The sequence below is a fragment of the Nocardioides sp. genome (genome assembly GCF_035481145.1).
Classification (GTDB): domain Bacteria; phylum Actinomycetota; class Actinomycetes; order Propionibacteriales; family Nocardioidaceae; genus Nocardioides.
Window position 1 is genome coordinate 16,455 of the sequence record NZ_DATIHB010000205.1, and the last position, 23,901, is coordinate 40,355.

General features: G+C 70.7%; 28 protein-coding genes and 1 tRNA gene. 9 read left to right on the forward strand and 20 right to left on the reverse strand.

The features are described from left to right. Positions 1-2: 2 nt before the first annotated feature. Entirely contained in the window at positions 3-1,040 is a 1,038-nt protein-coding gene (locus VLF38_RS16290; RefSeq protein WP_325272289.1) for a HAMP domain-containing sensor histidine kinase, read from the reverse strand. A gap of 77 nt (positions 1,041-1,117) precedes the next feature. Between VLF38_RS16290 and VLF38_RS16295 the strand changes: the two genes are divergently transcribed. Next, a complete protein-coding gene (locus VLF38_RS16295; protein WP_325272290.1) occupies positions 1,118-1,654 on the forward strand; it encodes a hypothetical protein in 537 nt (178 codons plus the stop codon). Here VLF38_RS16295 and VLF38_RS16300 read toward each other — a convergent pair whose 3' ends face one another. From VLF38_RS16300 to VLF38_RS16320, 5 genes are all read right to left on the reverse strand, one after another. Continuing rightward, complete coding sequence (locus VLF38_RS16300; protein ID WP_325272291.1) at positions 1,655-2,452, reverse strand: RNA methyltransferase; 798 nt, start codon at positions 2,450-2,452, stop codon at positions 1,655-1,657. A gap of 26 nt (positions 2,453-2,478) precedes the next feature. Then, on the reverse strand, positions 2,479-2,862 hold the full coding sequence (gene rplT / locus VLF38_RS16305; RefSeq protein WP_325272292.1) for a 50S ribosomal protein L20: 384 nt from the start codon (positions 2,860-2,862) through the stop codon (positions 2,479-2,481). A gap of 68 nt (positions 2,863-2,930) precedes the next feature. Beyond that, positions 2,931-3,125, reverse strand: coding sequence for a 50S ribosomal protein L35 (gene rpmI, locus VLF38_RS16310; RefSeq protein WP_107699752.1), 195 nt, complete (start codon positions 3,123-3,125; stop codon positions 2,931-2,933). 47 nt (positions 3,126-3,172) lie between these two features. Further along, entirely contained in the window at positions 3,173-3,853 is a 681-nt protein-coding gene (gene infC / locus VLF38_RS16315) for a translation initiation factor IF-3 (protein WP_325272321.1), read from the reverse strand. A gap of 302 nt (positions 3,854-4,155) precedes the next feature. After that, on the reverse strand, positions 4,156-4,677 hold the full coding sequence (locus VLF38_RS16320) for an SseB family protein (RefSeq protein WP_325272293.1): 522 nt from the start codon (positions 4,675-4,677) through the stop codon (positions 4,156-4,158). A gap of 45 nt (positions 4,678-4,722) precedes the next feature. On the opposite strand from VLF38_RS16320, the gene VLF38_RS16325 reads away from it, so the two are divergent. Continuing rightward, positions 4,723-5,343: a 4-amino-4-deoxy-L-arabinose transferase gene (locus VLF38_RS16325; RefSeq protein ID WP_325272294.1), complete on the forward strand. Its 621-nt coding sequence runs from the start codon at positions 4,723-4,725 to the stop codon at positions 5,341-5,343. A gap of 5 nt (positions 5,344-5,348) precedes the next feature. Continuing rightward, positions 5,349-6,248 (forward strand): aldose 1-epimerase family protein, encoded by a 900-nt coding sequence (locus VLF38_RS16330; RefSeq protein ID WP_325272295.1) that lies wholly within the window; start codon positions 5,349-5,351, stop codon positions 6,246-6,248. Between the two features lie 29 nt (positions 6,249-6,277). Here the strand turns inward: VLF38_RS16330 and VLF38_RS16335 are convergent, their stop codons facing one another. The 5 genes from VLF38_RS16335 to VLF38_RS16355 all read right to left on the reverse strand — a co-directional run bounded on the left by VLF38_RS16335 (position 6,278) and on the right by VLF38_RS16355 (position 9,770). Further along, positions 6,278-6,703, reverse strand: a complete 426-nt coding sequence (locus tag VLF38_RS16335; RefSeq protein WP_325272296.1) for a PH domain-containing protein — start codon at positions 6,701-6,703, stop codon at positions 6,278-6,280. Further along, positions 6,703-7,548: an ATP phosphoribosyltransferase gene (hisG, locus tag VLF38_RS16340; RefSeq protein WP_325272297.1), complete on the reverse strand. Its 846-nt coding sequence runs from the start codon at positions 7,546-7,548 to the stop codon at positions 6,703-6,705. Before hisG ends, VLF38_RS16335 begins: the two co-directional genes overlap by 1 nt. 11 nt (positions 7,549-7,559) lie before the next feature. Continuing rightward, a complete protein-coding gene (locus VLF38_RS16345; RefSeq protein ID WP_188784415.1) occupies positions 7,560-7,823 on the reverse strand; it encodes a phosphoribosyl-ATP diphosphatase in 264 nt (87 codons plus the stop codon). Between the two features lie 59 nt (positions 7,824-7,882). Continuing rightward, positions 7,883-9,583 (reverse strand): helicase, encoded by a 1,701-nt coding sequence (locus VLF38_RS16350; RefSeq protein ID WP_325272298.1) that lies wholly within the window; start codon positions 9,581-9,583, stop codon positions 7,883-7,885. A 102-nt stretch (positions 9,584-9,685) separates the two neighbouring features. Further along, positions 9,686-9,770, reverse strand: a tRNA-Leu gene (locus tag VLF38_RS16355). 84 nt (positions 9,771-9,854) lie between these two features. Here VLF38_RS16355 and VLF38_RS16360 point away from each other — a divergent pair. The 3 genes from VLF38_RS16360 to VLF38_RS16370 all read left to right on the forward strand — a co-directional run bounded on the left by VLF38_RS16360 (position 9,855) and on the right by VLF38_RS16370 (position 12,688). Beyond that, entirely contained in the window at positions 9,855-10,655 is an 801-nt protein-coding gene (locus tag VLF38_RS16360) for a LysR family substrate-binding domain-containing protein (RefSeq protein ID WP_325272299.1), read from the forward strand. A gap of 110 nt (positions 10,656-10,765) precedes the next feature. Further along, positions 10,766-12,028 (forward strand): hypothetical protein, encoded by a 1,263-nt coding sequence (locus VLF38_RS16365; protein WP_325272300.1) that lies wholly within the window; start codon positions 10,766-10,768, stop codon positions 12,026-12,028. 249 nt (positions 12,029-12,277) lie between these two features. Next, on the forward strand, positions 12,278-12,688 hold the full coding sequence (locus VLF38_RS16370; protein WP_325272301.1) for a VOC family protein: 411 nt from the start codon (positions 12,278-12,280) through the stop codon (positions 12,686-12,688). A 65-nt stretch (positions 12,689-12,753) separates the two neighbouring features. On the opposite strand, the gene VLF38_RS16375 is transcribed toward VLF38_RS16370, so the two are convergent. Beyond that, complete coding sequence (locus VLF38_RS16375; RefSeq protein ID WP_325272302.1) at positions 12,754-13,302, reverse strand: VanZ family protein; 549 nt, start codon at positions 13,300-13,302, stop codon at positions 12,754-12,756. Between the two features lie 161 nt (positions 13,303-13,463). After that, positions 13,464-14,057 (reverse strand): nucleosidase, encoded by a 594-nt coding sequence (locus VLF38_RS16380; protein WP_325272303.1) that lies wholly within the window; start codon positions 14,055-14,057, stop codon positions 13,464-13,466. Positions 14,058-14,130: 73 nt separating this feature from the next. Between VLF38_RS16380 and VLF38_RS16385 the strand changes: the two genes are divergently transcribed. Together VLF38_RS16385 and VLF38_RS16390 are read left to right on the forward strand one after the other, a co-directional pair. Continuing rightward, positions 14,131-14,739: a hypothetical protein gene (locus VLF38_RS16385; protein ID WP_325272304.1), complete on the forward strand. Its 609-nt coding sequence runs from the start codon at positions 14,131-14,133 to the stop codon at positions 14,737-14,739. Between the two features lie 85 nt (positions 14,740-14,824). Further along, positions 14,825-15,934, forward strand: a complete 1,110-nt coding sequence (locus VLF38_RS16390) for a galactokinase (protein WP_325272305.1) — start codon at positions 14,825-14,827, stop codon at positions 15,932-15,934. A gap of 65 nt (positions 15,935-15,999) precedes the next feature. On the opposite strand, the gene VLF38_RS16395 is transcribed toward VLF38_RS16390, so the two are convergent. Further along, entirely contained in the window at positions 16,000-17,208 is a 1,209-nt protein-coding gene (locus tag VLF38_RS16395) for an acyl-CoA dehydrogenase family protein (protein ID WP_325272306.1), read from the reverse strand. Between the two features lie 28 nt (positions 17,209-17,236). After that, positions 17,237-18,604, reverse strand: a complete 1,368-nt coding sequence (locus VLF38_RS16400) for an acyl-CoA dehydrogenase family protein (RefSeq protein ID WP_325272307.1) — start codon at positions 18,602-18,604, stop codon at positions 17,237-17,239. A gap of 77 nt (positions 18,605-18,681) precedes the next feature. Here VLF38_RS16400 and def point away from each other — a divergent pair, with 77 nt between their 5' ends. Next, positions 18,682-19,281 carry a peptide deformylase gene (gene def / locus VLF38_RS16405; RefSeq protein ID WP_325272308.1) on the forward strand — a complete coding sequence of 200 codons (600 nt, stop codon included), beginning with the start codon at positions 18,682-18,684 and terminating at the stop codon, positions 19,279-19,281. Positions 19,282-19,301: 20 nt separating this feature from the next. On the opposite strand, the gene VLF38_RS16410 is transcribed toward def, so the two are convergent. From VLF38_RS16410 to cobT, 5 genes are all read right to left on the reverse strand, one after another. After that, positions 19,302-20,141 carry an oxidoreductase gene (locus VLF38_RS16410; protein WP_325272309.1) on the reverse strand — a complete coding sequence of 280 codons (840 nt, stop codon included), beginning with the start codon at positions 20,139-20,141 and terminating at the stop codon, positions 19,302-19,304. Between the two features lie 35 nt (positions 20,142-20,176). Next, positions 20,177-20,692 carry a CHRD domain-containing protein gene (locus tag VLF38_RS16415; protein WP_325272310.1) on the reverse strand — a complete coding sequence of 172 codons (516 nt, stop codon included), beginning with the start codon at positions 20,690-20,692 and terminating at the stop codon, positions 20,177-20,179. Positions 20,693-20,758: 66 nt separating this feature from the next. Further along, positions 20,759-21,565 (reverse strand): RNA methyltransferase, encoded by an 807-nt coding sequence (locus VLF38_RS16420; RefSeq protein WP_325272311.1) that lies wholly within the window; start codon positions 21,563-21,565, stop codon positions 20,759-20,761. A gap of 21 nt (positions 21,566-21,586) precedes the next feature. Beyond that, the gene (cobA, locus tag VLF38_RS16425; RefSeq protein ID WP_325272312.1) at positions 21,587-22,813 is read right to left on the reverse strand and encodes a uroporphyrinogen-III C-methyltransferase; all 1,227 of its coding nucleotides are present in this window, start codon (positions 22,811-22,813) and stop codon (positions 21,587-21,589) included. Beyond that, complete coding sequence (gene cobT / locus VLF38_RS16430; protein WP_325272313.1) at positions 22,813-23,880, reverse strand: nicotinate-nucleotide--dimethylbenzimidazole phosphoribosyltransferase; 1,068 nt, start codon at positions 23,878-23,880, stop codon at positions 22,813-22,815. Before cobT ends, cobA begins: the two co-directional genes overlap by 1 nt. Positions 23,881-23,901: the final 21 nt, after the last annotated feature.

Below are 23,901 nucleotides of genomic sequence, written 5' to 3' on the forward strand. Positions count from 1 at the left end.
CGTCAGCCTGCTGCGGGCCAGAGCACGGAGACCCGCGCCCCACCCCCCGCTGCATCCCCGATCTCGACGTGACCGCCGTGGGCACGCACGAGGCCGTTGACGAGGTACATGCCGAGGCCGGACCCGCCGCTCGCGCCGTGCTTCCAGAACTTCGTGAAGACCCTGCGCCGGATCTCCTCGGGAATGCCCGCGCCGTCGTCCTCGACGGTCACCTCGACCGCCGGGCTGTCGTCCGCGCTCGCGGCGGCGCGGACCGAGACGAGCACCGTGCCCTCGCCGTGGCGAACGGCGTTCTCCACCAGGTTGGTCAGCACCTGGACGAACTTGTCGGGGTCGGCCTGCGCGGGCGGCAGCCCCCGCTCCAGCTCGAGCACGAGGTTGCGTGCGGTGCTCTGGGAGACCGAGTCGACCACACGCGCCGCCAGCTGCGCGACGTCGGTCGGCCGGGGATAGAGCTGGAGACGTCCGGTGTCGATGCGCGCGACGTCGAGCAGCTCGGCGATCAACCGGCTGAGCCGGTCTGAGTCGCTGTGCACGGTCGTCAGCATGAGCTTCTTCTGGTCGTCGTTGAGGTTGTCCCAGCGGCTGAGGAGTGCCTGCACGAAGCCCTTGACCCCGGTCAGCGGGCTGCGCAGCTCGTGGGCGACCGTGGCGACGAGGTCGGAGCGCTCGCGGTCGAGGCGGGCGCGGCCGCGGCCCGAGCGGAGCGAGACCGCGACGCGGCTGACGCCGGTGGCGCTGCGGGCGATCCGGGCGACGACGAGGACCTCCGAGCCGTCGGGCAGGAGCCACGACTGCTCGGGAACGCCCGTCCGGGAGGGCAGGCCGTGCCACGGCTGGTTGAACGCCAGCCAGTCACGGCCCTCGGTGTCCTGCAGGCGCAGCACCAGCCCCGCGGCAGAGCCGACGGAGTCCTCCTGGTCGACCCCGAGCATCCGGGCGGCCACCGTGTTGAGGCACTCCACCCGGCCCTCGTGGTCGAGCACCACGACGCCGTCGGGGAGCGCGTCGAGGGCGGCTGCCGCTGGATCGGTGGTCACGGGTGCAATCTAGACCCGGCTGCCCAGCCCGCGATGCGCTCCCACGCGCGCGACCCACACAGGTGCACGCTGGTGCCATGTCGCGTCACGCCGCCTTCGCCGTCCTCGTTCTCGCCGCTCCCCTGCTCACCGGGTGCAGCGGCCCCGACCCGGAGCTCGTGGATGCCCTCACCGACCGGGGAGCCACCACGCTCTTCGTCCCCGAGCCCTCCGGCAGCGAGCCGCGCTCCTGGAGGCTCGGCCTGACCGGTTCGGTGCAGATCGACTACCGCGGAGACTTCGGCGGCGTGCTCACCATCGACGCACCCACGTCGGGCGACCTCTGCGCAACGTACTTCGACCAGTATGACGGCTGCGAGCGCTTCGGCAAGGACGCTGCGCACCTGTGGTTCGAGGAGATGGATGCCATCGCCGTACGTCGCGACGGCCGCGAGCTGATGCTGAGCGGCTTCAGCACCGAGCTGCCCGACGAGGACTACCCGACGGAGGAGGCACTCACCGAGGCGATCCACGCGCTCGTGAAGGACCTCGTCGACGCCGCGCGGACCGCGGACGTGCTCACCCCGGAGGAGTTCGTCGAGGAGCTCCCGAACGGGAAGGTCGCCGACCGCTGATCAGCGGTGAGCGCGCGCCGAGGCGTAGAGGCACACAGCGGCCGCGGTCGCGAGGTTGAGGCTCTCCGCCCCGCCGTAGATCGGGATGCTCACGACCTCGTCGGCGGCGGCGCGCAGGTCGTCCGGGAGGCCCCAGGCCTCGTTGCCCAGCAGCCAGGCGGTCGGCTCCGCCAGCAGGTCGTCGGCGGTGAAGAGGTCACGGCCGTCCATGTCCGCCGCGAGTACGCCGAGCCCGGCGGTCTGCGCGGCGCGCACGGCGGCGACGGGGTCACGCTCCAGCGCAACCGGCAGGTGGAAGACCGAGCCGACCGAGGCGCGGATGGTCTTCGGGTTGTAGAGGTCGACGGCGTCACCGGCGAGGATCACCGCGTCGGCACCGGCCGCGTCCGCGCAGCGGATGACGGTGCCGGCGTTGCCCGGGTCGCGCACGTCGGCGGCGATGACGACCAACCGCGCCTCCGCGAGCACCGACGGCAGCGGGGCGTCGAGGAAGCGACCGACGGCGACGAGCCCGGCCGGCGTGACCGAGTCCGACAGAGAGGCCAGCGCCCGGTCGTCGACGAGTGTGATCGGAGCGTCGCCGAGCAGTGCGGCGTACTGCGAGGCGGCGGAGGGCGTCGCGAAGACCTCCACGACGCAGCCGTCCACCGACAGCGCACCCTCGACGGCCTTCGGCCCGTCGGCGAGGAAGAGCCGCTGCTCGGCCCGAAATGACCGACGGGCGAGCTTCCGCGCCTCCTTGACCCGGCTGTTGCCGTGCGTCAGGGGTTCCTCCGAAGAGGTGCGGAAGCTCGCCACGTCAGATGCTCAGGGGAGCGTCAGGCTCAGGCAGAGGCCGGAGCGTTGACGTCGGCCGGAAGAGCGGCCTTCGCCTGGGCGACCAGCGCCGAGAACGCCGGGGCGTCGTTGACGGCCAGGTCGGCGAGGATCTTGCGGTCGACCTCGACGCCAGCCAGGTTGAGGCCCTGGATGAAGCGGTTGTAGGTCATGCCCTCGGCACGAGCAGCCGCGTTGATGCGCTGGATCCAGAGCTTGCGGAACTCACCCTTCTTCTTGCGGCGGTCGTTGTAGCTGTAGACCAGCGAGTGGGTGACCTGCTCCTTGGCCTTGCGGTACAGGCGCGAACGCTGACCGCGGTAGCCGGAGGCCCGCTCGAGGGTAACGCGGCGCTTCTTGGCGGCGTTCACTGCGCGCTTGACGCGTGCCATGTCGTACTCCTTGGTGCTAGCCCCGCGACCTGGTCAGGCCGCAGGGAGAAGATTCGGAAAAGGGAAGGTCAGAGACCGAGCAGCTTCTTGGCGCGAGCGTTGTCGGCCTTGGCCAGCTCGACGGTGCCGGTCATGCGGCGGGTGACCTTCGAGGCCTTCTTCTCGAGGTTGTGGCGCTTGCCAGCCTTCTCGCGCAGGATCTTGCCCGAGCCGGTGACCTTGAAGCGCTTGCTGGCACCGGAGTGCGTCTTGTTCTTCGGCATCTCTTTGCTCTCTATCTCTTGCTGGTCTCGTCGGAGCTGGGCGCTCGTCAGAGGTCGATGTCGGGGTCGAGCGCCTCGTTGGCGCGCTTGGCCTTGCGGACCTTGGGCTCGGTCGGCTTGGTGGCGTCACGCGAGGCCTGCTCAGCGGCCTGGTCGGCGGCGCGAGCGGCCAGGCGCTCCTGCTTCTCCGCCTCCACGTCGACGATCGCGTCGGCCTTCTTCTTGTTCGGGCCGAGGACCATGATCATGTTGCGGCCGTCCTGCTTCGGGTTGGACTCCACGAAGCCGAGCTCCGCGACGTCCTCCGCGAGCTTCTGCAGCAGGCGGTAGCCGAGCTCCGGGCGGTGCTGCTCACGACCGCGGAACATGATCGTGATCTTGACCTTGTCGCCGGCCTTGAGGAAGCGGACCACGTGGCCCTTCTTCGTCTCGTAGTCGTGACCGTCGATCTTGGGACGAAGCTTCATCTCCTTGATGATCACGTTCGTCTGGTTACGGCGAGCGTCACGCGCCTTCTGGGCGTTCTCGTACTTGAACTTGCCGTAGTCCATCAGCTTGCAGACGGGGGGCTTGCCCATCGGCGCGATCTCGACGAGGTCGAGGTCAGCTTCCTGAGCGAGCTTCAGAGCCTCGTGCGTGGGCACGATGCCAACCGTCTCGCCATTGGGTCCAACGAGGCGGACCTCGGGAACCCGGATCCGGTCGTTGATGCGCAGCTCGGTGCTGATGTGTCCTCCTGGTGACTGTGTCTGCTGGGCCGACCCGGAGGATGAAAAAAGGCCTCCGCTCGCAAGCGAAGGCCAGTCGACGGGTGCGTTGCACGGATGCAGCTCACCTCTCGCGGAAATGACGCACGTCGTACGCCGCTGCCGCGGGACCGGACCCGACGACCTGTGGCGGTCGATGCGGGTGGGAAGCCTGAGCCTCCGCTTGGTGGACCTGTCTCCTCGTGCGGGCACGCGGATGCAGATCGGTCGAGCACAAGACTAACGGATGATCCCGCTCACTCCGAATCGTGCGCGGCTGGTGCTCACTCGGCCGGCGCGGCCCATGCCCACTCGTCGTCCACCTGGACCAGCTCCCACCCCGCTGCGACGCCCTTGAGATCGGCACCGGTCAGTGTGAACGGCACCGGCCCGGCGATGTCGACGAGCAGGGCGACCGCCTCCTCCTGGAGTGCCGAGTTGGCAGCCACGGGCGCCGGTGCCGGCACCGGCCGGGCCTCGGCGTTCCACGCCTCCAGGCTGGCGGTGGAAGTGAAGGCGAGCAGCCCCTTCTCCCCCGCGGCGTTCTGGATCAGCACGGTCGCCATGTCGCTCGACTTGTCGTGCGCCAGCCCGTTCTCGTCGTACTCCACCTCGCCGAGCAGGGCCACGACCGGCACCAGTAGCCGGCTGGGCTGGAGCGCCCGGACCACCTCGACGTAGGCCCCCGGTGCCCCCGCGGCGTACGACTGGAGCGCAGCCGCGAGCACGGGCCCCTGCGTGCCATCGTCGTCGGGGAAGTTCGCCTCGATGAGCTTCGCGCCGTCGAAGCGGCCGGTGTTGACCATGCGCCAACCCTAGGCGAGCGGGGCAGGCCTCTACTCTCGGGAGTCATGAGCGACGCGACCGCACAGCAGATCCTCGACCTCACCCTGTCGCGCGAGCCCACACTCGGCGCGGGCCGCTTGCTCGCGATCGATGGCCCCAGCGGGAGCGGCAAGTCGACGCTCGCCTCCGCGATTGCCGCCACGGCGCCCGCGCACCTGACGGTCCGGACGCTCCCGCTCGACCTGCTGTACGCCGGGTGGTCCGGCCTGCCCGCCCTCGGCGGCACGCTGGACGCACTGCTCCGGCCGTTGGCGGCGGGCCGTCCCGGCGAGGCGACCACGTGGGACTGGGAGCACGACCAACCCGGCGACGAGCTCGTCCTCGCGCCGACTGACCTGCTCATCGTCGAGGGGGTCGGCGCCGGCCACCGCAGGGTCGCCGACCTCGTGACCGTGCTGGTCTGGCTCGGGACCGGCTACACCGGCCCCGGCTCCGGCCCCACCGACGGGACTGCCGGCTCGGCCGTGCTCCTCGAGCGGGCCCTCCACCGCGACACCGGCCTGCACCCGGCTGCCGCGGCCGACCCGTCGGCGTACCGCGCACGACTCGAGGCCTGGCAGCGGGCCGAAGCCGCGCACTTCGCCGTGGACGCCCCCGAGGAGCGCGCGGATCTTTCCCTAGGCTGAGCGTCATGGTCAGCCCGTCGGGAGAGCAGTTCGAGATCAGCGCCGGTGGCTACCGCGCCGTCATCACGGAGAGCGGAGCCGCCCTGCGCCTGCTCGCATTCGAGGGCGAGGAGATCGTCGACGGGTTCCCCGAGGAGGAGATGGCGAGCCTGGGCCGCGGCCAGCTGCTGATGCCCTGGCCGAACCGCATCGAGGATGGCCGCTACACCTTCGGGGGCGAGGAGCACCAGCTCGCGCTGACCGAGCCGTCGCGCCACAACGCCTCCCACGGACTCGCCCGCTGGGCCGCCTGGTCGGTCCTCGAGCACACTGCGACCAGCGTCGCGCTCACCTACCGGCTGATGGCGCAGAGCGGCTACCCGTGGCTGCTGGACCTGCACGTGCAGTACGACGTCAGCGCCGACGGCCTCACCGTCACCCAGAGCGCGACCAACCTGAGCGACTCCCCCGCGCCGTACGCCTCGGGCGCGCACCCCTACCTCACCGTCGGCGCACCGCTGGAGGACTGCGAGCTGCTCCTCCCGGCCGGCACCCGCGCGCTCGCCGATCCGGACCGCCTGCTGCCGGTCGGCCGGGAGGACGTGGAGGGCACCGACTACGACTTCCGCGTCTGGCGGCCGGTGAAGGAGACCGTCTTCAACGACGCCTTCACCGACCTGCGCCGGGGCCGCGACGGTCGGGCAGAGGTGGTCCTGCGCGCCGACCGGGCGGTCCTGCTCTGGGTCGACGAGCAGCACCGCTGGCTGCAGCTCTTCAGCGCCGACGACGTCACCGGCCATGGCCGGCGCTCGCTTGCGGTGGAGCCGATGACCGCCAACGCCAACGCGTTCCGCACCGGCGAGGACCTGGTCACGATCGAGCCCGAGGACACCTTCTCGGCCGTCTGGGGCATCCGCGCCGTCTGACCTCGACAGGCGCGACCAGCGGAGCGGGATCAGGCAGCGAGCGCCTTCAGCTCGGCGTACGCACGCCGAGCCCGCAGGCCGTCAGAGCCCTGGACGGCCATAACGGCGCAGGTCGTGCCGTCGTCGAGGTCGAGGCTCAGCCACGGCGCCCCGACGGGCATCCTGACGCCGACGATCTGCGCCCACTCGAAGACCCGGACCCGGTAGCCGTTGACGACGGTCAGTCCCTCGGTCGTGGCGGTGGCGCGGCACCGCATCAGGCCCCACTCGACGGCCAGGAAGCCGCCGAAGAGCGCGACGGTGGTGATCCGCTGCCACAGCGTGAACTGCTCACGCACGGAGTCCGGGAACGAGATCCACGCCCCGGCGAGCACGATGATCAGCGCGAGGCCGAAGATGCCGCCCGCGGCCCGGACGCCGAAGGGGCGCCAGGTCTTCGGGAGATCGCCTGTCATCAGAGCCGGCAGGCGTGGATGTCGGTCAGCAGGATGGCGCGGGCACCGATGCCGTAGAGCTCGTCCATCAGCTTCTGGGCACCCTTGCGCGGGACCATCGCGCGCACGGCGACCCACCCTTCGCGGTGCAGCGGGGAGACCGTGGGCGACTCGAGCCCCGGTGTGAGCGCCGTCGCGGCCTCGACCTGGTCGGCGCGGATGTCGTAGTCCATCATCACGTAGCTGCGCGCGACGAGGACGCCCTCGAGGCGGCGCAGGAAGACGTCGTACTCCTCGCCGAGCTCGGCGCCCTCACGGGTGATGAGGACGGCCTCGGACTCGAGGATCACCTCACCGAACGTGGCCAGGCCGGCAGCCTTCAGCGTCGAGCCGGTCTCCACGACATCGGCGATGACGTCGGCGACGCCGAGCTGGATCGAGGTCTCGACCGCACCGTCGAGGTGCACGACCGTCGCGTCGATGCCCTTGGCCGAGAGGAAGGCCTCGACCACGCCGACGTACGACGTGGCGATCCGCTTGCCCTGGAGCTCGGCGAGCTCGTTGTACTTGCCCGCGGGACCGGCGAAGTGGAACTTCGAGCGGCCGAAACCGAGGCTGCGGATCTCGTCCGCCTTGGCGCCGGAGTCCTGCAGCAGGTCACGGCCGGTGATGCCGACGTCGAGCGTGCCGTCGGCGACGTAGAGCGCGATGTCGCGCGGGCGCAGGTAGAAGAACTCGACACCGTTGTCGGCGTCGATGAGCGCGAGCTCCTTGGTGTGCGAGCGCTGCCGGTAGCCGGACTCCTTGAGCACGGCGGAAGCGGATTCGGACAGCGACCCCTTGTTGGGGACGGCGATGCGCAGCATGAGAGGACCTCTCAGAGGTGGGAGTAGACGTCGTCGAGCGTCAGGCCGGAGGCGAGCATCAGGACCTGCGCGTGGTAGAGCAGCTGGCTGATCTCGAGCGCGGTCGCTTCCTTGCCCTCGAAGCGAGCGGCCATCCAGGACTCGGCGGCCTCCTCGATCAGCTTCTTGCCGATCGCATGGACGCCGGCGTCGAGCTGCTTGACGGTGCCGGACCCCTCAGGTCGGGTCTGGGCCTTCTCACTGAGCTCGGCCCAGAGCTCCTCGAACGTCTTCACGGGCCACAAGCCTACGGCGTACGACGGGGTGCCAGCGCATCGGTCCGGGCGCCGGTCGGCTACTCGGTGAAGGAGGCGGCCGGCAGCCAGTCGGCGCCGAGCAGGGCGGCCACGTCGGCGAGGCCGGCGGTGTCGCCGCCGACGGTGTCGGAGGCCGCCGCGATGCGCTCGACCATGGCCCGGCCGACCTGCTCCTCGACGGTCTGCTCGGCCCAGGCGATGTGCCACGGCGAGACCTGGTGATCGCGGTGGGTCCGGCCGGTGACCTGGCGTCCGGCGATGCCGGAGAAGCGGGCCTGGTGGAAGAGACCGACCCGCGGCTCGGTCGACGCCTGCGAGCCGTCGGGGAGCGACTCCCCCGCGTGCAGGCTGATCGAGGCGACCGTGGTGAAGACGACGACCTTCGTCTCGCCCCGCTGGAAGCGGAGCCGCTCGGCCTCGGTGTCGAAGCGGTCGCGGCCGTAGATGCAGGCGACCTCGAGCCCGGCGTCGCGGAGCCGTTCGGCGATCGGGTCGGCCGCGGTCTCGACGAACTCCACCGAGCAGGCCACCTGCCGCTCCTTCTCGACCTGCTGCTGGATCCATGCGACTGTCGAGTCCACGCGGATCAGGCCGGCCTTCTGCCGGAACCGCAGCAGGGCGGCGCGGCCCTTCGCGGAGTTGCGGCCGCGGCGGGCGAGGTCCATCTCGCGGCAGAACTCGCCCCACCCCGCTTCGTACGCCTCGCGCTCGTGCGGCGTCAGCTCGACGGGCAGGCCGGAGATCGGCACCGGCCCCCACGGCGCCGCACGGTGCAGCATCGCCGGCGGCTCGGCGTCGGCCAGCCAGCCGCGCACGAGCTGCAGGTCCGAGGCACGACGGGCGGGATCGATCGTCCAGGACGCGCCGTAGCGACCTGGCTCGACGCCCACACCGTGCCGGGCCAGCGCGTCGGCGAACGTCTCCGACGGTGCCGTCGCCTTGTGCCAACCGCTGATCGGCTCGTCGTGCACCTGCGCGTAGCCGGGCGCGAGGTAGGGAAGCTCGAGCGGCGTGTGCCCGGGGGTTGCCGTGGTCGCGATGACGAACGGTGCGACCTCGTGCTTGCGCGCCATCCCCGAGACCTTCGTCCAGTGCTTCCACCGCTTCGTCGTCGTGCGCCGCAGCGCGTGCGCCTCGTCGGCGATCACGACGTCCCAGTCGTAGGGGGCCACCTTCTCCAGCCGGTCCCACGTGGTGACGACCCAGGTCAGACCGGCGTCCCCCAAGGCATCGATCGTGCGGCACCAGTGGCCGATGGTGATTGCGGCAGGGCGGTCGGCCACCACGAGGACCTTGCTTCCACCACGGAGCTCCGCGGCTGCGATCGCGCCGAGCACGGCGGTGACCGTCTTGCCGACCCCCGGCTCGTCGGCCAGGAGGAAGAGCCGCCCACCGGCGGCTGCCCGCTTGGCGATCGCGTCGGCGCCCTCGTACTGCAGCTGTCGCGGCTCGAAGGTGTCGCTCGGCACCGGCGTCGCCGCGGGCGGCCCGTCGTTGTGGAGGTCCTCGAGGAAGCGGCCGAGCGTGTGCGCCCGGGGGTGGTACGGCGCGAGGTGCACCGGCAGCGACCGTCCGACGTACACGTGCATCTTGACGGCGGGGTGCCAGCGGGCGTCGGCGACCTCGGTGCCGTAGGGGACGTCGAGGATCCAGAGCCGCTCCCCCGGCCCGACGAACGGCAGCGGCCGCGGCGTCGACCTCGCGCGCGCCGAGCTGCTGCTGCGTCGTCGCCTGGCCATTGCTGAATCCTCCCGGTTCGCGGGGGTCAGGACCGGGAGGACACGGCGGGGAAATGACCGAAGGCCCGAGACTCTTCAGTCTCAGGCCTTCGAGATTTCGCGTGCGCGAGGGGGGACTTGAACCCCCACCCACTATACGTGGACTAGCACCTCAAGCTAGCGCGTCTGCCTATTCCGCCACCCGCGCGAGATCGAGAGAAACTTAGCAGGAACATCGGGAGCAATGCACATCGGCCCCATGCCTCCCACGTCACAGCACTAACCTGACCGCATGCAGGAGCCCTCCGCGCCGTTCGTCGTCGCCTTCGTCGCCGGCGTCTCCCCCGACAAGTGGTCGAAGCGTTGGCGCGAGCGTTACCCCGAGAGCCCGCTCGAGCTGACGATCATCGAGGCCGCCGACCAACTCACCGTGCTACGGGACGGACGTGCCTCGATGTCCTTCGTGCGCCTGCCCGTCGAGCGCGACGGCCTCCACGTCATCCCGCTCTACGAGGAGCTCTCGGTCGCGGTCGTCTCGGTCGAGGACGACCTGAGCCTCCACGAGGAGGTGACCGTCGCAGACCTGGCGGGGCACCAGCTCGTCACCGACCCGTCTGACCTCCCCGGCTGGTCGTCGGTCGCCACCGTGGAGCGGCTCCCCTACCCGGCGATGGGGGCGAAGGACGCGGTGGAGGTCGTCGCCTCGAGCGAGGCCACCGTCGCGGTGCTGCCGATGTCGGTCGCCCGGCTCCACCACCGCAAGGACGTTGTCGCCCGCCCCCTCACCGACGGCCCGCTGCACCCGGTCGGCATCGCATGGCGGACGGATGACGAGGACCCCCGGATCGAGACGTTCGTCGGCATCGTCCGCGGGCGCGGCGTGAATTCATCGCGTGGCGGCGAGGTGCCGGCCGCGAAGGCGCCGGAAAAGCAGGGTCCCGCGAAGCGTAGTGCCCAGCCCGCGCGGAAGCCGACCGGCGCAAAGAAGGCCGCGGCAGGGCGTCGTACGGCGAAGTCTGGAGCGAAGGGCGGAGCCAAGACCGGGGCGAGGACTGGCGCAAAGGCCGCGTCGAAGCGTGGCAAGCGGCGCTGACCGGCCCGGTTTTCGCACACAACTCGCGGGTAGCATGAAATGGCCTCTGACCTGCGAAAACATCGCCACAAGCCATTGACTTCGAACGCCTGTTCGACGACAATGGGGGCATGCAGATGACACCCATCGGAGTGGAGTACGACGACCAGGCGGCCGTCCTCCGTTGGGCTGCCCAGCACCGCAGGATGGTGCAGCACTCCGACGCCCAGCAGCTGGCTGCCGCGGTGCGCTGGGCGTCGTTCCACTCCACTGACGCTCGCGTCGGCAGCGCGGCACCCGGCGACGAGCGGGCGATGCAACTGGGCGGCGAGGGCACGCCGGAGGTGACGGAGTTCTGCGTCGCCGAGTTCGCGGCCGTCATCGGCAAGAGCACCGACTCCGGCCGGCTCTACATGGGCGATGCGCTCGAGCTCGCCCACCGGCTCCCCCGCATCTACGCCCGCGTCATCGACGACAGCCTCGAGGTGTGGCGCGCCCGCCAGATCGCGCAGAACACTCGCTTCCTCCCGCCTGCGGGGGCGGCCTTCATCGACGGCGAGCTGGCGCCAGTCGCGCACAAGGTCGGCATCGTCACGCTGCGGCGCCTCGTCGAGGAGGCCTTGGTTCGTTTCGATCCCGAGCAGGCTCAGATCCGTGCCGCAGCCGCGGCCGAAGCACGCGACGTGAAGGTGTGCCGCGACGACTCCAACCACGCGGGCATCGCCGACATCCACGCGACCGTCGACCTCGCCGATGCCGACGACTTCGAGGCCGCCATCGCGCGCCGCGCCGCGCATCTCGGCGCCGACGGCGACGACGAACCGCTCGAGGTGCGTCGCGCCAAGGCCCTCGGCGCGATGGCCCGCGCCGACCTCGGGCTCGACCTGACCACCGGCGCACGCACGTCCGGCCCCAGCACCGAGGTCAAGGTCCACGTCAACGCCGCCGACCTCGCCGCGGGCACAGGTCTGGCACGCGTGGAGCGCACCGGCAGCTTCATCCACATGCACGCCCTGCGTCGCTGGCTCTCCCGCCCCGACATGCGCGTTGCAGTGCGTGCCGTCATCGACACCACCGCCACGACCCGCGTCGACCAGTGGGAGATCCCCAACCGCCTCCGCGTGCAGGTCATCGAGCGCGACGGCCACTGCGTCTTCCCGCACTGCAACCGCTCCGCCCACTCCGGCGACGTCGACCACCTCATGCCCTACGACCCCGACGGGCCGCCCGGCCAGACCAACAGCGGAAACCTCGCGAGCCTCTGTCGGACCCATCACCGCCACAAGACCTTCACCGGCTGGAGCTACACGATGGTCGAGCCCGGCTACAACCTGTGGCGCTCACCCCACGGCCACCGCTTCCTGGTCACCCCGACTGGCACTCAGCAGCTGTGAGCCCAGGTCGCCGTGTGCATCGGTGTGCTCATCGCGGAAGGTGACGCGCCAGTTCGACGGGCTTGCCGGCCGCCCTGTGTAGGAATTCGGTCCGAGACGCCACGGCACAGTCGGCGTGTCGGGCAACGATCCCGCTTTGCTGGCCGCGGTGATCGCCTCGCGCAGGGAGCGTGATCTGAGCTGGTTCCGGCGGAAGTCGGCCCTGCGCCGGCGGCTGACCGCGCGCCTGTGACGGTCTAGCGTCGGCACATGACCACTCGACTGAACCCCTACCTCAGCTTCGCGGGCAATGCCTCGGACGCTCTGGCGTTCTACCAGGACGTGTTCGGCGGCGATCTCACGATCAACCACTTCGGCGACTTCGGCACCGACGACCACTGCGTAGGAGACCAGGTCATGCACGGCCAACTTCAGACAGCGTCTGGCCTCACCCTCATGGCCGCCGACATGCTGCCGGGCGAGACGTTGCGGCCCGGAAACAACCTCGCGGTCAGCCTCGGCGGGAACGACACCGAGGAACTGCGCGGCTACTGGCAGGCGCTGTCGGACGGAGGGACCGTGACGGTCGACCTGTCCAGCCAGCCGTGGGGCGACGAGTTCGGGATGTGCATCGACCGGTTCGGGACCTCGTGGCTGGTCAACATCGCCGGGGGCAGCTGACCTACTCTGGCTCTCACTGCTACGAGGAGTACGTGTTCCGCGTCACGGCGGCATGTCCCCTCGGATCAGGTCCTGGCCAGCCGCGGTTCCGTCGTGGCGCGCGTTGGGCGTCGTGTGTTGACCAAGGACCACGCGACAAGTGCCCCGAGAAGGGCGCCTGCGCCGTTGAGGATGAGGTCGTCCACGTCGCCAAACGACCCGGAGAGCATCTGCCAGACCTCAACGACGGCAGACACACCGAGGCCCGCCGCGGCTCCAACCACAACCCGGAAGCGAGGCGCCAGAACGGCGATCAGCCATCCGACCGGAACGAACATCAGCACGTTCCCGAAGATCTGGACCATGCCCAGCGTTCGGTTGATGTTGTGCCACTCCGAGCGAATGCTGTCGCCCACGCGCCACGAGAATTCGCCGTCGTCGTTGCCCATTGCCCCACGGCCGGTGTACGCAACGACAGCCAGCAGCGTCCCGACGAGCATCACGACAGCAAGCATCCGCGACCGGTCCGTCGAGGTCCTCGCGACGTAGAGCAGCGCTGCGATGCCGATCAGCGCCATGAGGATCGTCGGGACCGGGCCGAGCGGGAAGTAGCGCCAGACGTCATCGGCAAACATGGAAGAACGTTACGAAGCGTCGGCCTGCCGACGCCTGAGACGCGCGGGATGGAACCGGCGTCATCGCGACAGATCCGCACACAGTTCGCAGCCCTGAGCGGTGTGGCCGGAGCCTGTCGCCGGCATGCACGAGCGCCCGTACGGACCAGGCAGTGATCAGCTCAACCGAGCACCGACTCCAGCCACGCCCCGAGCTCGCGTGCGGAGCGGTCGACCATCGCCGGCCAGTCGAAGGACGCCTCGTCGGCGTTGTCGGAGACGTGCTTCGCCATCCGCAGCGGTACGCCGAAGCGCGCGGCGACGTAGGCCACGGCGTACCCCTCCATGTCCACGAGGTGTGCCTGCTGCGCGAGCCTGGCGCGCACGAGCGGATCGGTGACGAAGACGTCGCCGGTCGCCAGCACGGTGGGCCGCCCTGCGTCGAGGAGCAGCCGTTCCTGGGGGTCGTAGCCGAGCGCGCGGATCGCGTCCGCGTTGATGTCGTGGTTGAGGACGACGCCCGGCTCGTGGAGGCCGGCGACGTCGTCGCGGAGCGCTCCGGCCGTGCCGACGTTGACCACGACGAGCCGCGAGAGGTCGCGACCGGCAAGCGCCTGCGCGGTCGCGGTGGCTGCTGCTGTCTTCCCCAGCCCGGTGACGACGACCTCGAGCCCGGCCGGGACGTAGGCCGCCTCGGCGCGCGTTGCCGAGATGACGAGCGGGACGAGGCCCCGTGGAAGCAGGTGGTCGGTGTCGATATCCGGGACGTCTGGCACGGCTAGAACCTAGCTGTGGCACCGTCACCACTGCATGTCCCGTCTCGGGGTGCCACCAACCGGAAGGACACCCATGCGCATCCAGCGTCTCGCTGCTGCAGCCGCCGCCACTGCCCTCACGGCCACCCTCGTGGGGTGCGCCGAAGCGAAGGACGTCGCCGACACGACGAAGTCCGCCGCATCCGAAGCCGCGTCCTCCGCCGCATCGCAGGCCACGGAGAAGGCGTCGGAGGCCGCCTCGAAGGCCGCCGACAAGGTCAAGAAGAAGGCGAAGAAGAAGCCTGCCGCCGGCTTCGAGGACGCCACGTCGAAGCTCAGCGCGGAGGACCAGCGCAAGCTCGAGAGCCTCGCCCTCGTCGGTCTCGGCACCGACGGCGCACTCGCGGACGACGCGGACGCCGTCACCGCCGCCAGGTACTTCGCCGCCCGTCAGGCGATGGCCGCTGACACCGGTGTCGACCGCAGCGACCTGGAGGCCGCCGCCGCCGGCAGTGCGCTGCGCGACGCGACCGTCTACGTCACCGAGCACACGGGCGAGACCGGCGCGTACTCGGTCAACGTGCTGACGTCCGCGGGCGGCGCCGTGGACGCCTGCGTCGGCCCGAAGGCGCAGGAGCCACGGACCCTCACGGTCACCGACGGCAAGGTCGTGACGGACGCCCCCGGCGACCACGACTGCTGATCCGGCCCGTGCTCGCAGCGGCTCGCCACCAGCCGGTGGCGGGCCGCTGCGCGTTTCCGGCGCCTGTATCTGCCAAGGTGCTCCCATGCACCTGATCGACCCCGGCTCGGCGGGCGAACACGTCCAGCGTGCGGCGACGCTGCTCCAGTCCGCGCTGGGCACCGTGCCGGTGGCCGCAGGACGTGCCTCCGGTCGCGTCAACCTCATCGGCGAGCACACCGACTACAACCGCGGTCTCTGCCTTCCCCTGGCGCTGCGCCACGCGACGTACGCGGTCGTTGCGCCCCGCGGCGACCACCTCGTGCGCGCAGTGAGCACGCTGGCTCCCGGCACGTACGCCGGAGACCCGGCAACGGCGACCGGCTGGGCCGCGTACGCCGCCGGTGTGGTCTGGGCGTTGCGGGAGGAGGGGTTCGACATCCCGGGCATCGACATGGCGATCGCCTCCTCCGTGCCGGTCGGGGCGGGGCTCTCCTCTTCCGCCGCCCTCTCGTGCGCGGTCGCGATGGCCGTCGCCGCGCTGGTCGGCCCGATCGACCCGGACGTCCTGCTGCGGGCGACGATCCGGGCCGAGAACGAGCGGGCGGGCGCACCGACAGGCGGCATGGACCAGACCGTCGGGCTCCTCGCCACGCCGGGCGAGGCGCTCCTGCTCGACTTCGCCGACGGGTCCCGCACACCCGTCACGTGGGCACCGCCTGAGCTCGCGCTCCTCGTCATCGACACCTGCGCCTCGCACGAGCTCTCCGACGGCCAGTACGCCGCGCGGCGTGCAGACTGCGAGGCCGCGGCGAAGGCGCTCGGCGTCGGGTCCCTGCGTGACGTCGACGAGATCGACCTCCAGTCCGCCCATGGACCCTGGCTGCCCCTGGCCCGCCACGTCGTGACGGAGAACACCCGCGTCGAGGAGTTCGTCCAGGCCGTCGCAACCGGCGAGTGGGCCGAGGCCGGCGCGCTGATGACCTCGAGCCACGAGTCCCTGCGCGACGACTTCGCGGTCTCCTGCGAGCAGCTCGACGTCGCCGTCGAGACCGCGCTCGAGCACGGTGCGCTCGGCGCGCGGATGACAGGTGGCGGCTTCGGCGGATCAGCGATCGCACTGCTCCCCCGCGATCGCCTCGGGGAGGCCGCCGACGCCGTGCTCGCGGCGTACGACCGGAGACACTGGCGCAAGCCACGCTTCCTGCTCACCTGAGCCGCGACGACAGAACGGCCCGCCCCCGGAGGGACGGGCCGTTCTGGTGTGACGTCAGGCAGGGGTCACCTGAGCTCGGAGCTCGAGAGGCCCAGGACCCGGCGCGCGACGATCAGCTGCTGGATCTGCTGCGTGCCCTCGAAGATGTCGAGGATCTTGGAGTCGCGCGCCCACTTCTCGAGCAGCTCGCTCTCGGAGTAGCCGATGCCGGTGCAGAGCTCGACGCACGAGAGCGTGACGTCGGAGCCCACACGGCCCGCCTTCGCCTTCGACATGGAGGCCTCGAGCGAGTTGGGCTTCTTGTTGTCGGCCATCCACGCGGCCTGGAGGGTCAGCAGCTGCGCACCCTCCCAGTCGGCCTCGAGCTGGAGGAACTTCGCGGCGGCCGCGTGCTGCAGGTGCGCCGGCTTGTCGTAGTCGATCTCGACGCCGGCCTGCGCGAGCAGGTCCCGCGTCAGGTCGAGGGAGGCACGGGCGCAGCCCACCGCCATCGCCGCGACGAGCGGACGCGTGTTGTCGAACGTCGCCATCGCACCGGCGAAGCCCTCCTGGACGTTGATCTCCGGGTTGCCCAGGAGGTTCTCGGCCGGGACCCGGACGTCGGTGAAGGTGATGACGGCCGTGTCCGAGGCACGGATGCCGAGCTTGTGCTCGAGGCGCTCGACCTTCACGCCCGGCATGTCCTTGGTGACGACGAAGGACTTGATCGCGGCCTTGCCGAGGGACTTGTCGAGCGTCGCCCAGACGACGATCGAGTCGGAACGCTCGCCCGAGGTCACGAAGATCTTCTCGCCGTTGATGATGTAGGCGTCACCGTCCTTCTTGGCGGTGGTCGTGATCGCCGACGAGTCGGAGCCGAACGACGGCTCGGTGATCGCCATCGACGCCCACGTGCCCTTGAACTTCTCCAGCTGCGCGTCCGTCGCGACGGAGGCGATGGCGGAGTTGCCCAGGCCCTGGCGCGGCATGCCGAGGGTGAGGCCGGTGTCGCCCCAGCACATCTCGGCGACCGAGAGGGCCGACGCCATGTTGGAGCCGTTCTTGTTGGACGTGTCGTCGTCGGAGCTGCGGCGGACGCCGGTCGCACCGGCGCCCTCGGAGGCGCCCGACTCGTTGAGGCCGTCGGCCATCGCGGCGAGCATGTCGAGTTCCTTGGGGTACTCGTGCTCGGCGAGGTCGTACTTGCGCGACACCGGACGCAGCATGTTCATCGCGACCTGGTGGACCTGGTCGACCAGCGCGCGGTGCTTCTTGGGGGTCTCGAGATAGATCATGGTGTGTTCTCCTCCGTCTGAGCAGGGCTCAGACGAGGACGCCTCCTTCCAGGATGCCGATGGCCCGCAGGTCGCGGTACCACCGCTCGACCGGGTGCTCCTTGGTGAAGCCGTGGCCGCCGAGCAGCTGCACCCCGTCGTTGCCGATCTGCATGCCCTTGTCAGCGCAGATCTTGCGGGCGAGACCGATCTCGCGGGTGGCGTCGACGCCGCGGGCCACGCGACTCGCCGCCTTGTAGGTGACCAGGCGCATCGCCTGGAGCTCGATCGCGATGTTGGCGACCATGAACGCGACCGCCTGGCGGTGCGCGATGGGCTCGCCGAACGCCTCGCGCGTCTTGACGTAGGGAACGACGTAGTCGAGCACAGCCTGGCCGGTGCCGAGGGCGAGGGCGCACCACGCGAGGCGCGAGTTGCGGACCGCCTCGGTGTACGTCGATCCGTCGGTCGCGCCGAGGATCGCGTCGGCCTCGACGGTCACGTCGCGCAGGTGGACCTTGGTCAGGCTGGCGGCCTTCAGGCCCATGGCCGGGTCGGCCTCGATCCGGATGCCGGCCGTCGCGGCCTCGACCAGGACGAGGACGTTGGCGCCCTCGAGCGAGGCACCGATGATGAAGAGCTCCGCCTCGGCACCGCGCGGCACGAAGGACTTCACGCCGTTGAGGACCAGCTTGTCGCCCTGGCGGACGGCGGTGGTGGAGGGCTTGAAGACGTCGAAGAGGACAGCCGGCTCGGTCAGCGCCAGTGCGGCAGCCGGGACGTCGGCCGCCTCGGTGAACTCGGGCAGGTAGGTCTTCTGCTGCTCGTCGGTGCCCCACAGCGAGAGGGCGGTGGCGACGGCTCCGGGCGCGAGGGCGGCGACCGCGACGCCCATGTCGCCCTTGGCCAGCGCCTCGTGGACGAGGGTGCCGGCGACGGCCGAGCGCTCCTCGGCGATGCCGCCGAGCTCAGCGGAGACACCGAGGATCGGCAGACCGATCTCGAGCGTCGCAGCCAGCACGTCCTGCGGCGTAGCGGCGGCCTCGTTGGCCTCGGCGGCCACCGGGCGGACCGCCTCGGCGGCGAACTCCGAGACCACGTCGACGAGCATCTGCTCGTCCTCGGTCGGGGTCAGGTCGAAGAGGCCCTTCGCCTGCGCCTTGGGGGTCGAGGTGCCGGGAGCGCCCTTCTTGCCCTTCCTGGCAAAGGTGCGGCTGGCAGCAGCGGCGACCTTGAAGCCGCCGCGTGTGCTCTGGAAGACGATCTCCTCCGCCTGCTTGCGCATCTTGAGCTTGTCGAGGAGCGGGCTCTGGCCGAGCTTGTTCAGGGCGAGGATCGCGACACCCATCGGGTCGCGCCTCTCCTTGCTGGACAGGCCGAACTTTCCGCCGGCCCGGGTGACAGGGTTCTGGGACATGCGGCAACTGTAACTCCCAGTTACACACTGCGCTACAGAGACGCGCGCCACACTCGGCGCGCACTAGGATCCTGCTCATGTCCGACGCCACCACTCCTCCTCACGCGCCGTACGGCCCGCTGCCCACGGGTGGCACGGTCCGCCCGATCACCCGGTGGGGCGAGCCCGTCATGCACCGCGCGCTCCAGCCCGTGACGGCGTACGACGACGCGCTGCGCGCGCTGGTCGCCGACATGGTTGCGACGATGTACGCCGCGGAGGGCGTGGGCCTGGCCGCCAACCAGATCGGCGAGGACCTCGCCGTCTTCGTCTTCGACTGCCCGGACGCGGCCGGCCAGCACGTTGCCGGCATCGTGTGCAACCCGGTCGTCACGGTGCCCACCGGCAAGAGCCGGAAGCTCGACAAAGGCGACGAGGGCTGCCTCTCCTACCCGGGCGCCTACGTCCCCTGCAGCCGCCCGGACCACGCCGCCGTCGACGGCTTCGGCCTCGATGGCGAGCCGGTGCACTTCGAGGGTGACGGCCTGCTGGCGCGCTGCCTGCAGCACGAGACCGATCACCTCAACGGCATGGTCTTCGGCGACCGCCTCGCCTTCGGCGCCCAGAAGAAGCTCCGCAAGCAGATGGAGCAGGCGATCGAGGAGTATCCGCTCACCTGGCCCGCCAACCAGGCCTGACCGTTCGCGCGGGCCAGGCGCTACCGCGCGCTGCGGCCCGTGCCGTAGACCTGGCCGAGCATGAGGTCCGTCATGCCGTTCGGCACGACGTCGAAGGACCCGCGGATCATCCGGGCTCCCTTCCCGACCGGGTAGACCGCCTTCGGGCGCCGAGCGGTCGCGACCTTGGCGATCTTGCGTCCCACGACATCAGGGGTGCACGACATCGCGGGCCCGTCGGCAGTCTGGAGGACCTTGAACGCGCGCTTCGCCCACGGCCCGTAGGCACTGCTCCCTGACGTCTCGAGCAGCGAGTCGCGCGAGATGGTGTTCCACTCCGTCACCACGCCGGCCGGCGCGACGCAGGAGACGGAGACGCCGAACGGCGCCACCTCGAGCCGCATGGAGAAGCTCAGCCCCTCCACGGCGAACTTCGTGGCGTGGTACCACGCACCGAAGGGCTCGTAGAGACGTGCGCCGATGCTGGAGATGTTGATGATCCGGCCCGACTCCTGCGCGCGCATGTGCGGCAGCACCAGCTGGCTCAGGCGCGCGAGCCCGAAGACGTTGACCTCGAACTGCCGCTTGGCCTCCTCGATCGGGACGTCCTCGACCGCACCGTAGGAGCCGTAGCCGGCATTGTTGACCAGCACGTCGATGCGGCCCTGCTCGGCGATGATCCGGTCGATGCAGGCGACCATCGACGCGTCGTCGGTGACGTCGAGCGCCACCACCTGCGCGCCGTTCTCCCCCAGCCCGGCCATCCGCTCGGTACGCCGCGCCGCGGCGTACACGGTGAAGCCCTTGCCGAGGAGCTCCACCACGGCAGACTCGCCGATGCCGCTCGACGCCCCGGTGACCAGTGCGACCTTCTTCGTCATGGCGGTCAACCTAGCGCCGATCGCGCGCCTGTGGGTCAGTGCTGGGGCTCGAGCTGTCCCCGCACCGCCCCGCCCGGGTACTCGGCCGTGTGCACGTTGACGTAGAAGCCGCCCGGAGAGGCGAGGATCTCCGCGACGGAGCCGCCGTTGACGAACTTGCCGGCCTCGTCCTGGCTCAGGCAGTCAGCGGACTGCCCACCCTGCGGGAAGGCGAGGTTCGCGACGACCGGACCGTTCTGCCCACGGGCCCCACGGTGCAGGTGCGCCGCGAACGGGCTGCCGGTGCCGGGGGCGCCGTCCTCGATGCGATCGACGATCAGCACGTAGCAGAGCGTGGTGGGGTCGCCGTCGATCCCGAAGACGTAGAGCTCACCGGTGCCGTTGGGATCGCCGGTCATCGCCCGGCTGGTGCCGACCTCGGCCCGGCCCGACAGGTCGGACTCGATGACGTTGTTGGTGTGCCCGGCCTGGGCAGGACCGTAGAGGCCGACGGCGATCACGGCGGCCGAGGCCATCGCGGGGACGAGCAGACGGCGGGGGAACGAACGCATGGGAAACCTCCTGAGGAATGGGTGTCACGAGACGTTCGTCACCCCATCCGGTCCGGATTGGTCCGGTCAGCGTGTCGCGTAGAAGGTGACCGCGGTGGCCGCCGCGACGTTGAGCGAGTCGACGCCGGGCTCCATCGGGATCAGCACGCGGTGGTCGACCTGCTGCTCGGTCTTTGGATGCACCCCGGCGCCCTCGGTGCCGAAGACGAACGCCAGCCGTTCGTGGCGCATGGCGGCGAGCTCGTCGAGCGTGATCGCGTCGTCGGCGAGCGTGAGCGCCACGGGCACGACGTCGTGCTCGCGCAGCTCACGAAGGATGTCCTCGATGCCCCGTGCGCGCGTCCAGGGCACGGAGTAGACGTTGCCCATGCTGGTCTTGCTCGCCCTGCGGTAGAGCGGGTCGGCCGTGCGCTCGGTCAGCACCACCGCGTCGATGCCGAGCGCGGCGGCGTTGCGGAAGATCAGGCCCACGTTGCCGTGGTCGACCAGGTCCTCGAGCACAGCGACGCGCAGGCGTCCCGGTGCACCGACGAGCGCGGCGAGTGACGGCAGCGGCCGGCGCTCGAAGCTCGCGAGAGCACCACGGTGCAGGTGGAAGCCGGTGACCTGCTCGATCTCGCGCTCCGGCAGGACGAAGCACGGTGCGTCGCTCCCTGCGAGCACGTCGGCGAGCCCGTCGACCCACTTGGGCTGGAGCAGGAAAGCCCGTGGGGTGAAGCCGGCGTCGGCCGCCCGGCGTACGACCTTGGCACCCTCGGCCAGGAAGAGGCCGTGCTCGGCCTCGAGCGAGACGCGCAGGTCGACGTCGCGCAGGTCGCGGAAGTCCGCGAGCCGCGGGTCTGCGGGGTCTGCGACCTCGACGATCTCTGCCATCAGGAGGGGCCGTGCCGGGCCTCAGCGGCCGTAGCGCTCCGGGTTGGCGACGGCGACGACCTCACCGACGACGATGATCGCCGGCGGGGTGACGCCCTCGGCCGCGATGTCGGCCGCGAGCGTGCCGAGCGTCGACAGGACGACCCTCTCGTCGGGCATCGTGCCGTCCATGACGACCGCGACCGGCGTGTCGACGGAGCGACCGCCAGCGACGAGCGCAGCCGCGATCGCAGGACCGTTCTCCACCGCCATCAGCAGGACGACGGTGCCCTGCATCTGCGCGACGGCCGACCAGTTCACCAGCGAGTCGGGATGGCCCGGCGGGATGTGCCCGGAGATCACGGTGAACTCGTGCGTCACGCCACGGTGCGTCACCGGGATGCCGGCGCGCGCGGGCACCGAGATCGACGAGGAGAGCCCGGGGATGATCGTCACCGGCACACCGGCAGCATCGCAGGCCTGGATCTCCTCGTAGCCACGGCCGAAGACGAAGTTGTCGCCGCCCTTGAACCGGACGACGCGCTTGCCCGCCTTGGCCCGGTCGACGATCACCTCGTTGATGAACTCCTGGCTCGCATAGCGACCACGGGGCAGCTTGGCGACGTCGATCAGCTCGACGTCCGGTGCGAGGTCGGCGAGCAGCTCACGCGGGGCGAGCCGGTCGGCGACCACGACGTCGGCAGAGAGGATGGCGTTGCGCGCGGCGATCGTCACGAGGTCGGGATCGCCGGGGCCGCCTCCGACCAGGGTGACACCGGGCGTCTTCGCGATCGCGGACTCGCTGCGGATCGAGCCGCCCGAGCGCATCGCCTCCATGATCTGGTCACGGACCGCCGCCGAACGACGCGGCTCACGGTTGGCGAGGACGGCGACGGTCAGTCCGTCGTGACGGCCCACGGCCGGCGTCCACGCGGTCGCCTCGGAGGCGTCATCGGAGCGGACGCAGAAGATCCGGCGCTCCTCGGCCGCAGCGGCGACCGCGGCGTTGGTGTCGGCGTTGTCGGTGGCCGCGATGGCATACCAGGCGCCGTCGAGGTCGGCGGGCTCGAAGTCGCGGATGACGAGCGTGATCTCGTCGGACATGCCCTCGATGGCCATCGTCGCCTCGCGCGCGACGACGTAAACGTCGGCACCGGCGGCGATCAGCGTCGGGATCCGGCGCTGGGCGACGTGGCCGCCACCGACGACGAGGACCTTGCGGCCGGCGAGCCGGAGCCCGACCGGGTACGTCGGGAGGTCAGCACCCATCACTGGCCACCCGCCATGACCGACTCGAGGGTCGCCATCTCGCTGAGGATGCGCGCTGAGGCCTGGACGATCGGCGCCGCGAGGGCGGCACCGGTGCCTTCGCCGAGGCGGAGGTCGAGCTCGAGGAGCGGGCGCAGGGCGAGCTTCTCGAGCGCGATGCGGTGGCCCGGCTCGACGGAGCGGTGGCCGGCGATGCAGTAGGAGGTGACGTCGGGCGCGAGCGCCTGGGCGACCAACGCAGCCGAGCCCGCGATGACGCCGTCGAGGAGCACCGGCACGCCGCGTGCAGCGCCACCGAGGATGAAGCCTGCGAGCCCGGCGTGCTCGAACCCGCCGACCTCCGCGAGGACGTCGATCGCGTCGGCGCCGTCGGCGATGCGCGCCACCGCGCCCGCCACGATCGAGGTCTTGTGGGCGAGCATCTCGTCGTCGATGCCGGTGCCCCGACCGGTGACGACATCCGCAGCCGTGCCGGTCAACGCGGCGATCAGGGCGGCCGACGGGGTCGTGTTGCCGATGCCCATGTCACCGGTGATGAGCAGGTCCGCGCCGCCGTCGACGAGCTGGTCGGCGACCGCGATGCCCGACGCGAGCGCCTGGATCGCCTCGTCGCGCGACATCGCTGCCCCCTTGGCGAGGTCGGACGTGGCCGGTCGGACCTTCTTCGACACCAGCTCGACGCCAGGACCGTCGCCCTCGGCGAACGGACCCACGACGCCCATGTCGACGACGGTCACCGACGCACCGGCCGCGCGCGCGAGCACGTTGATCGCGGCACCACCGGCCTGGAAGACGGTGCACATGACGAAGGTGATGTCGGAGGGCCACGGCGTCACGCCCTGGGCGAGGACCCCGTGGTCCCCCGCGAAGACACCGACGGCAGGCTGCGCCGGCACCGGCGGCGGGCAGGTGCGCGCGATGCCCGCCAGCTGGATCGAGAGCGACTCCAGGACGCCGAGTGCGCCGGCTGGCTTGGCGAGACCGGCCTGGGCCGCCTCGGCGTTCGCCACCGCCTCCGCATCGAGCGGCTGGATGCGGGCAATCGTGCTGCTCAGGACTTCACTCACGGCGCCATTCTTGCCGACCCT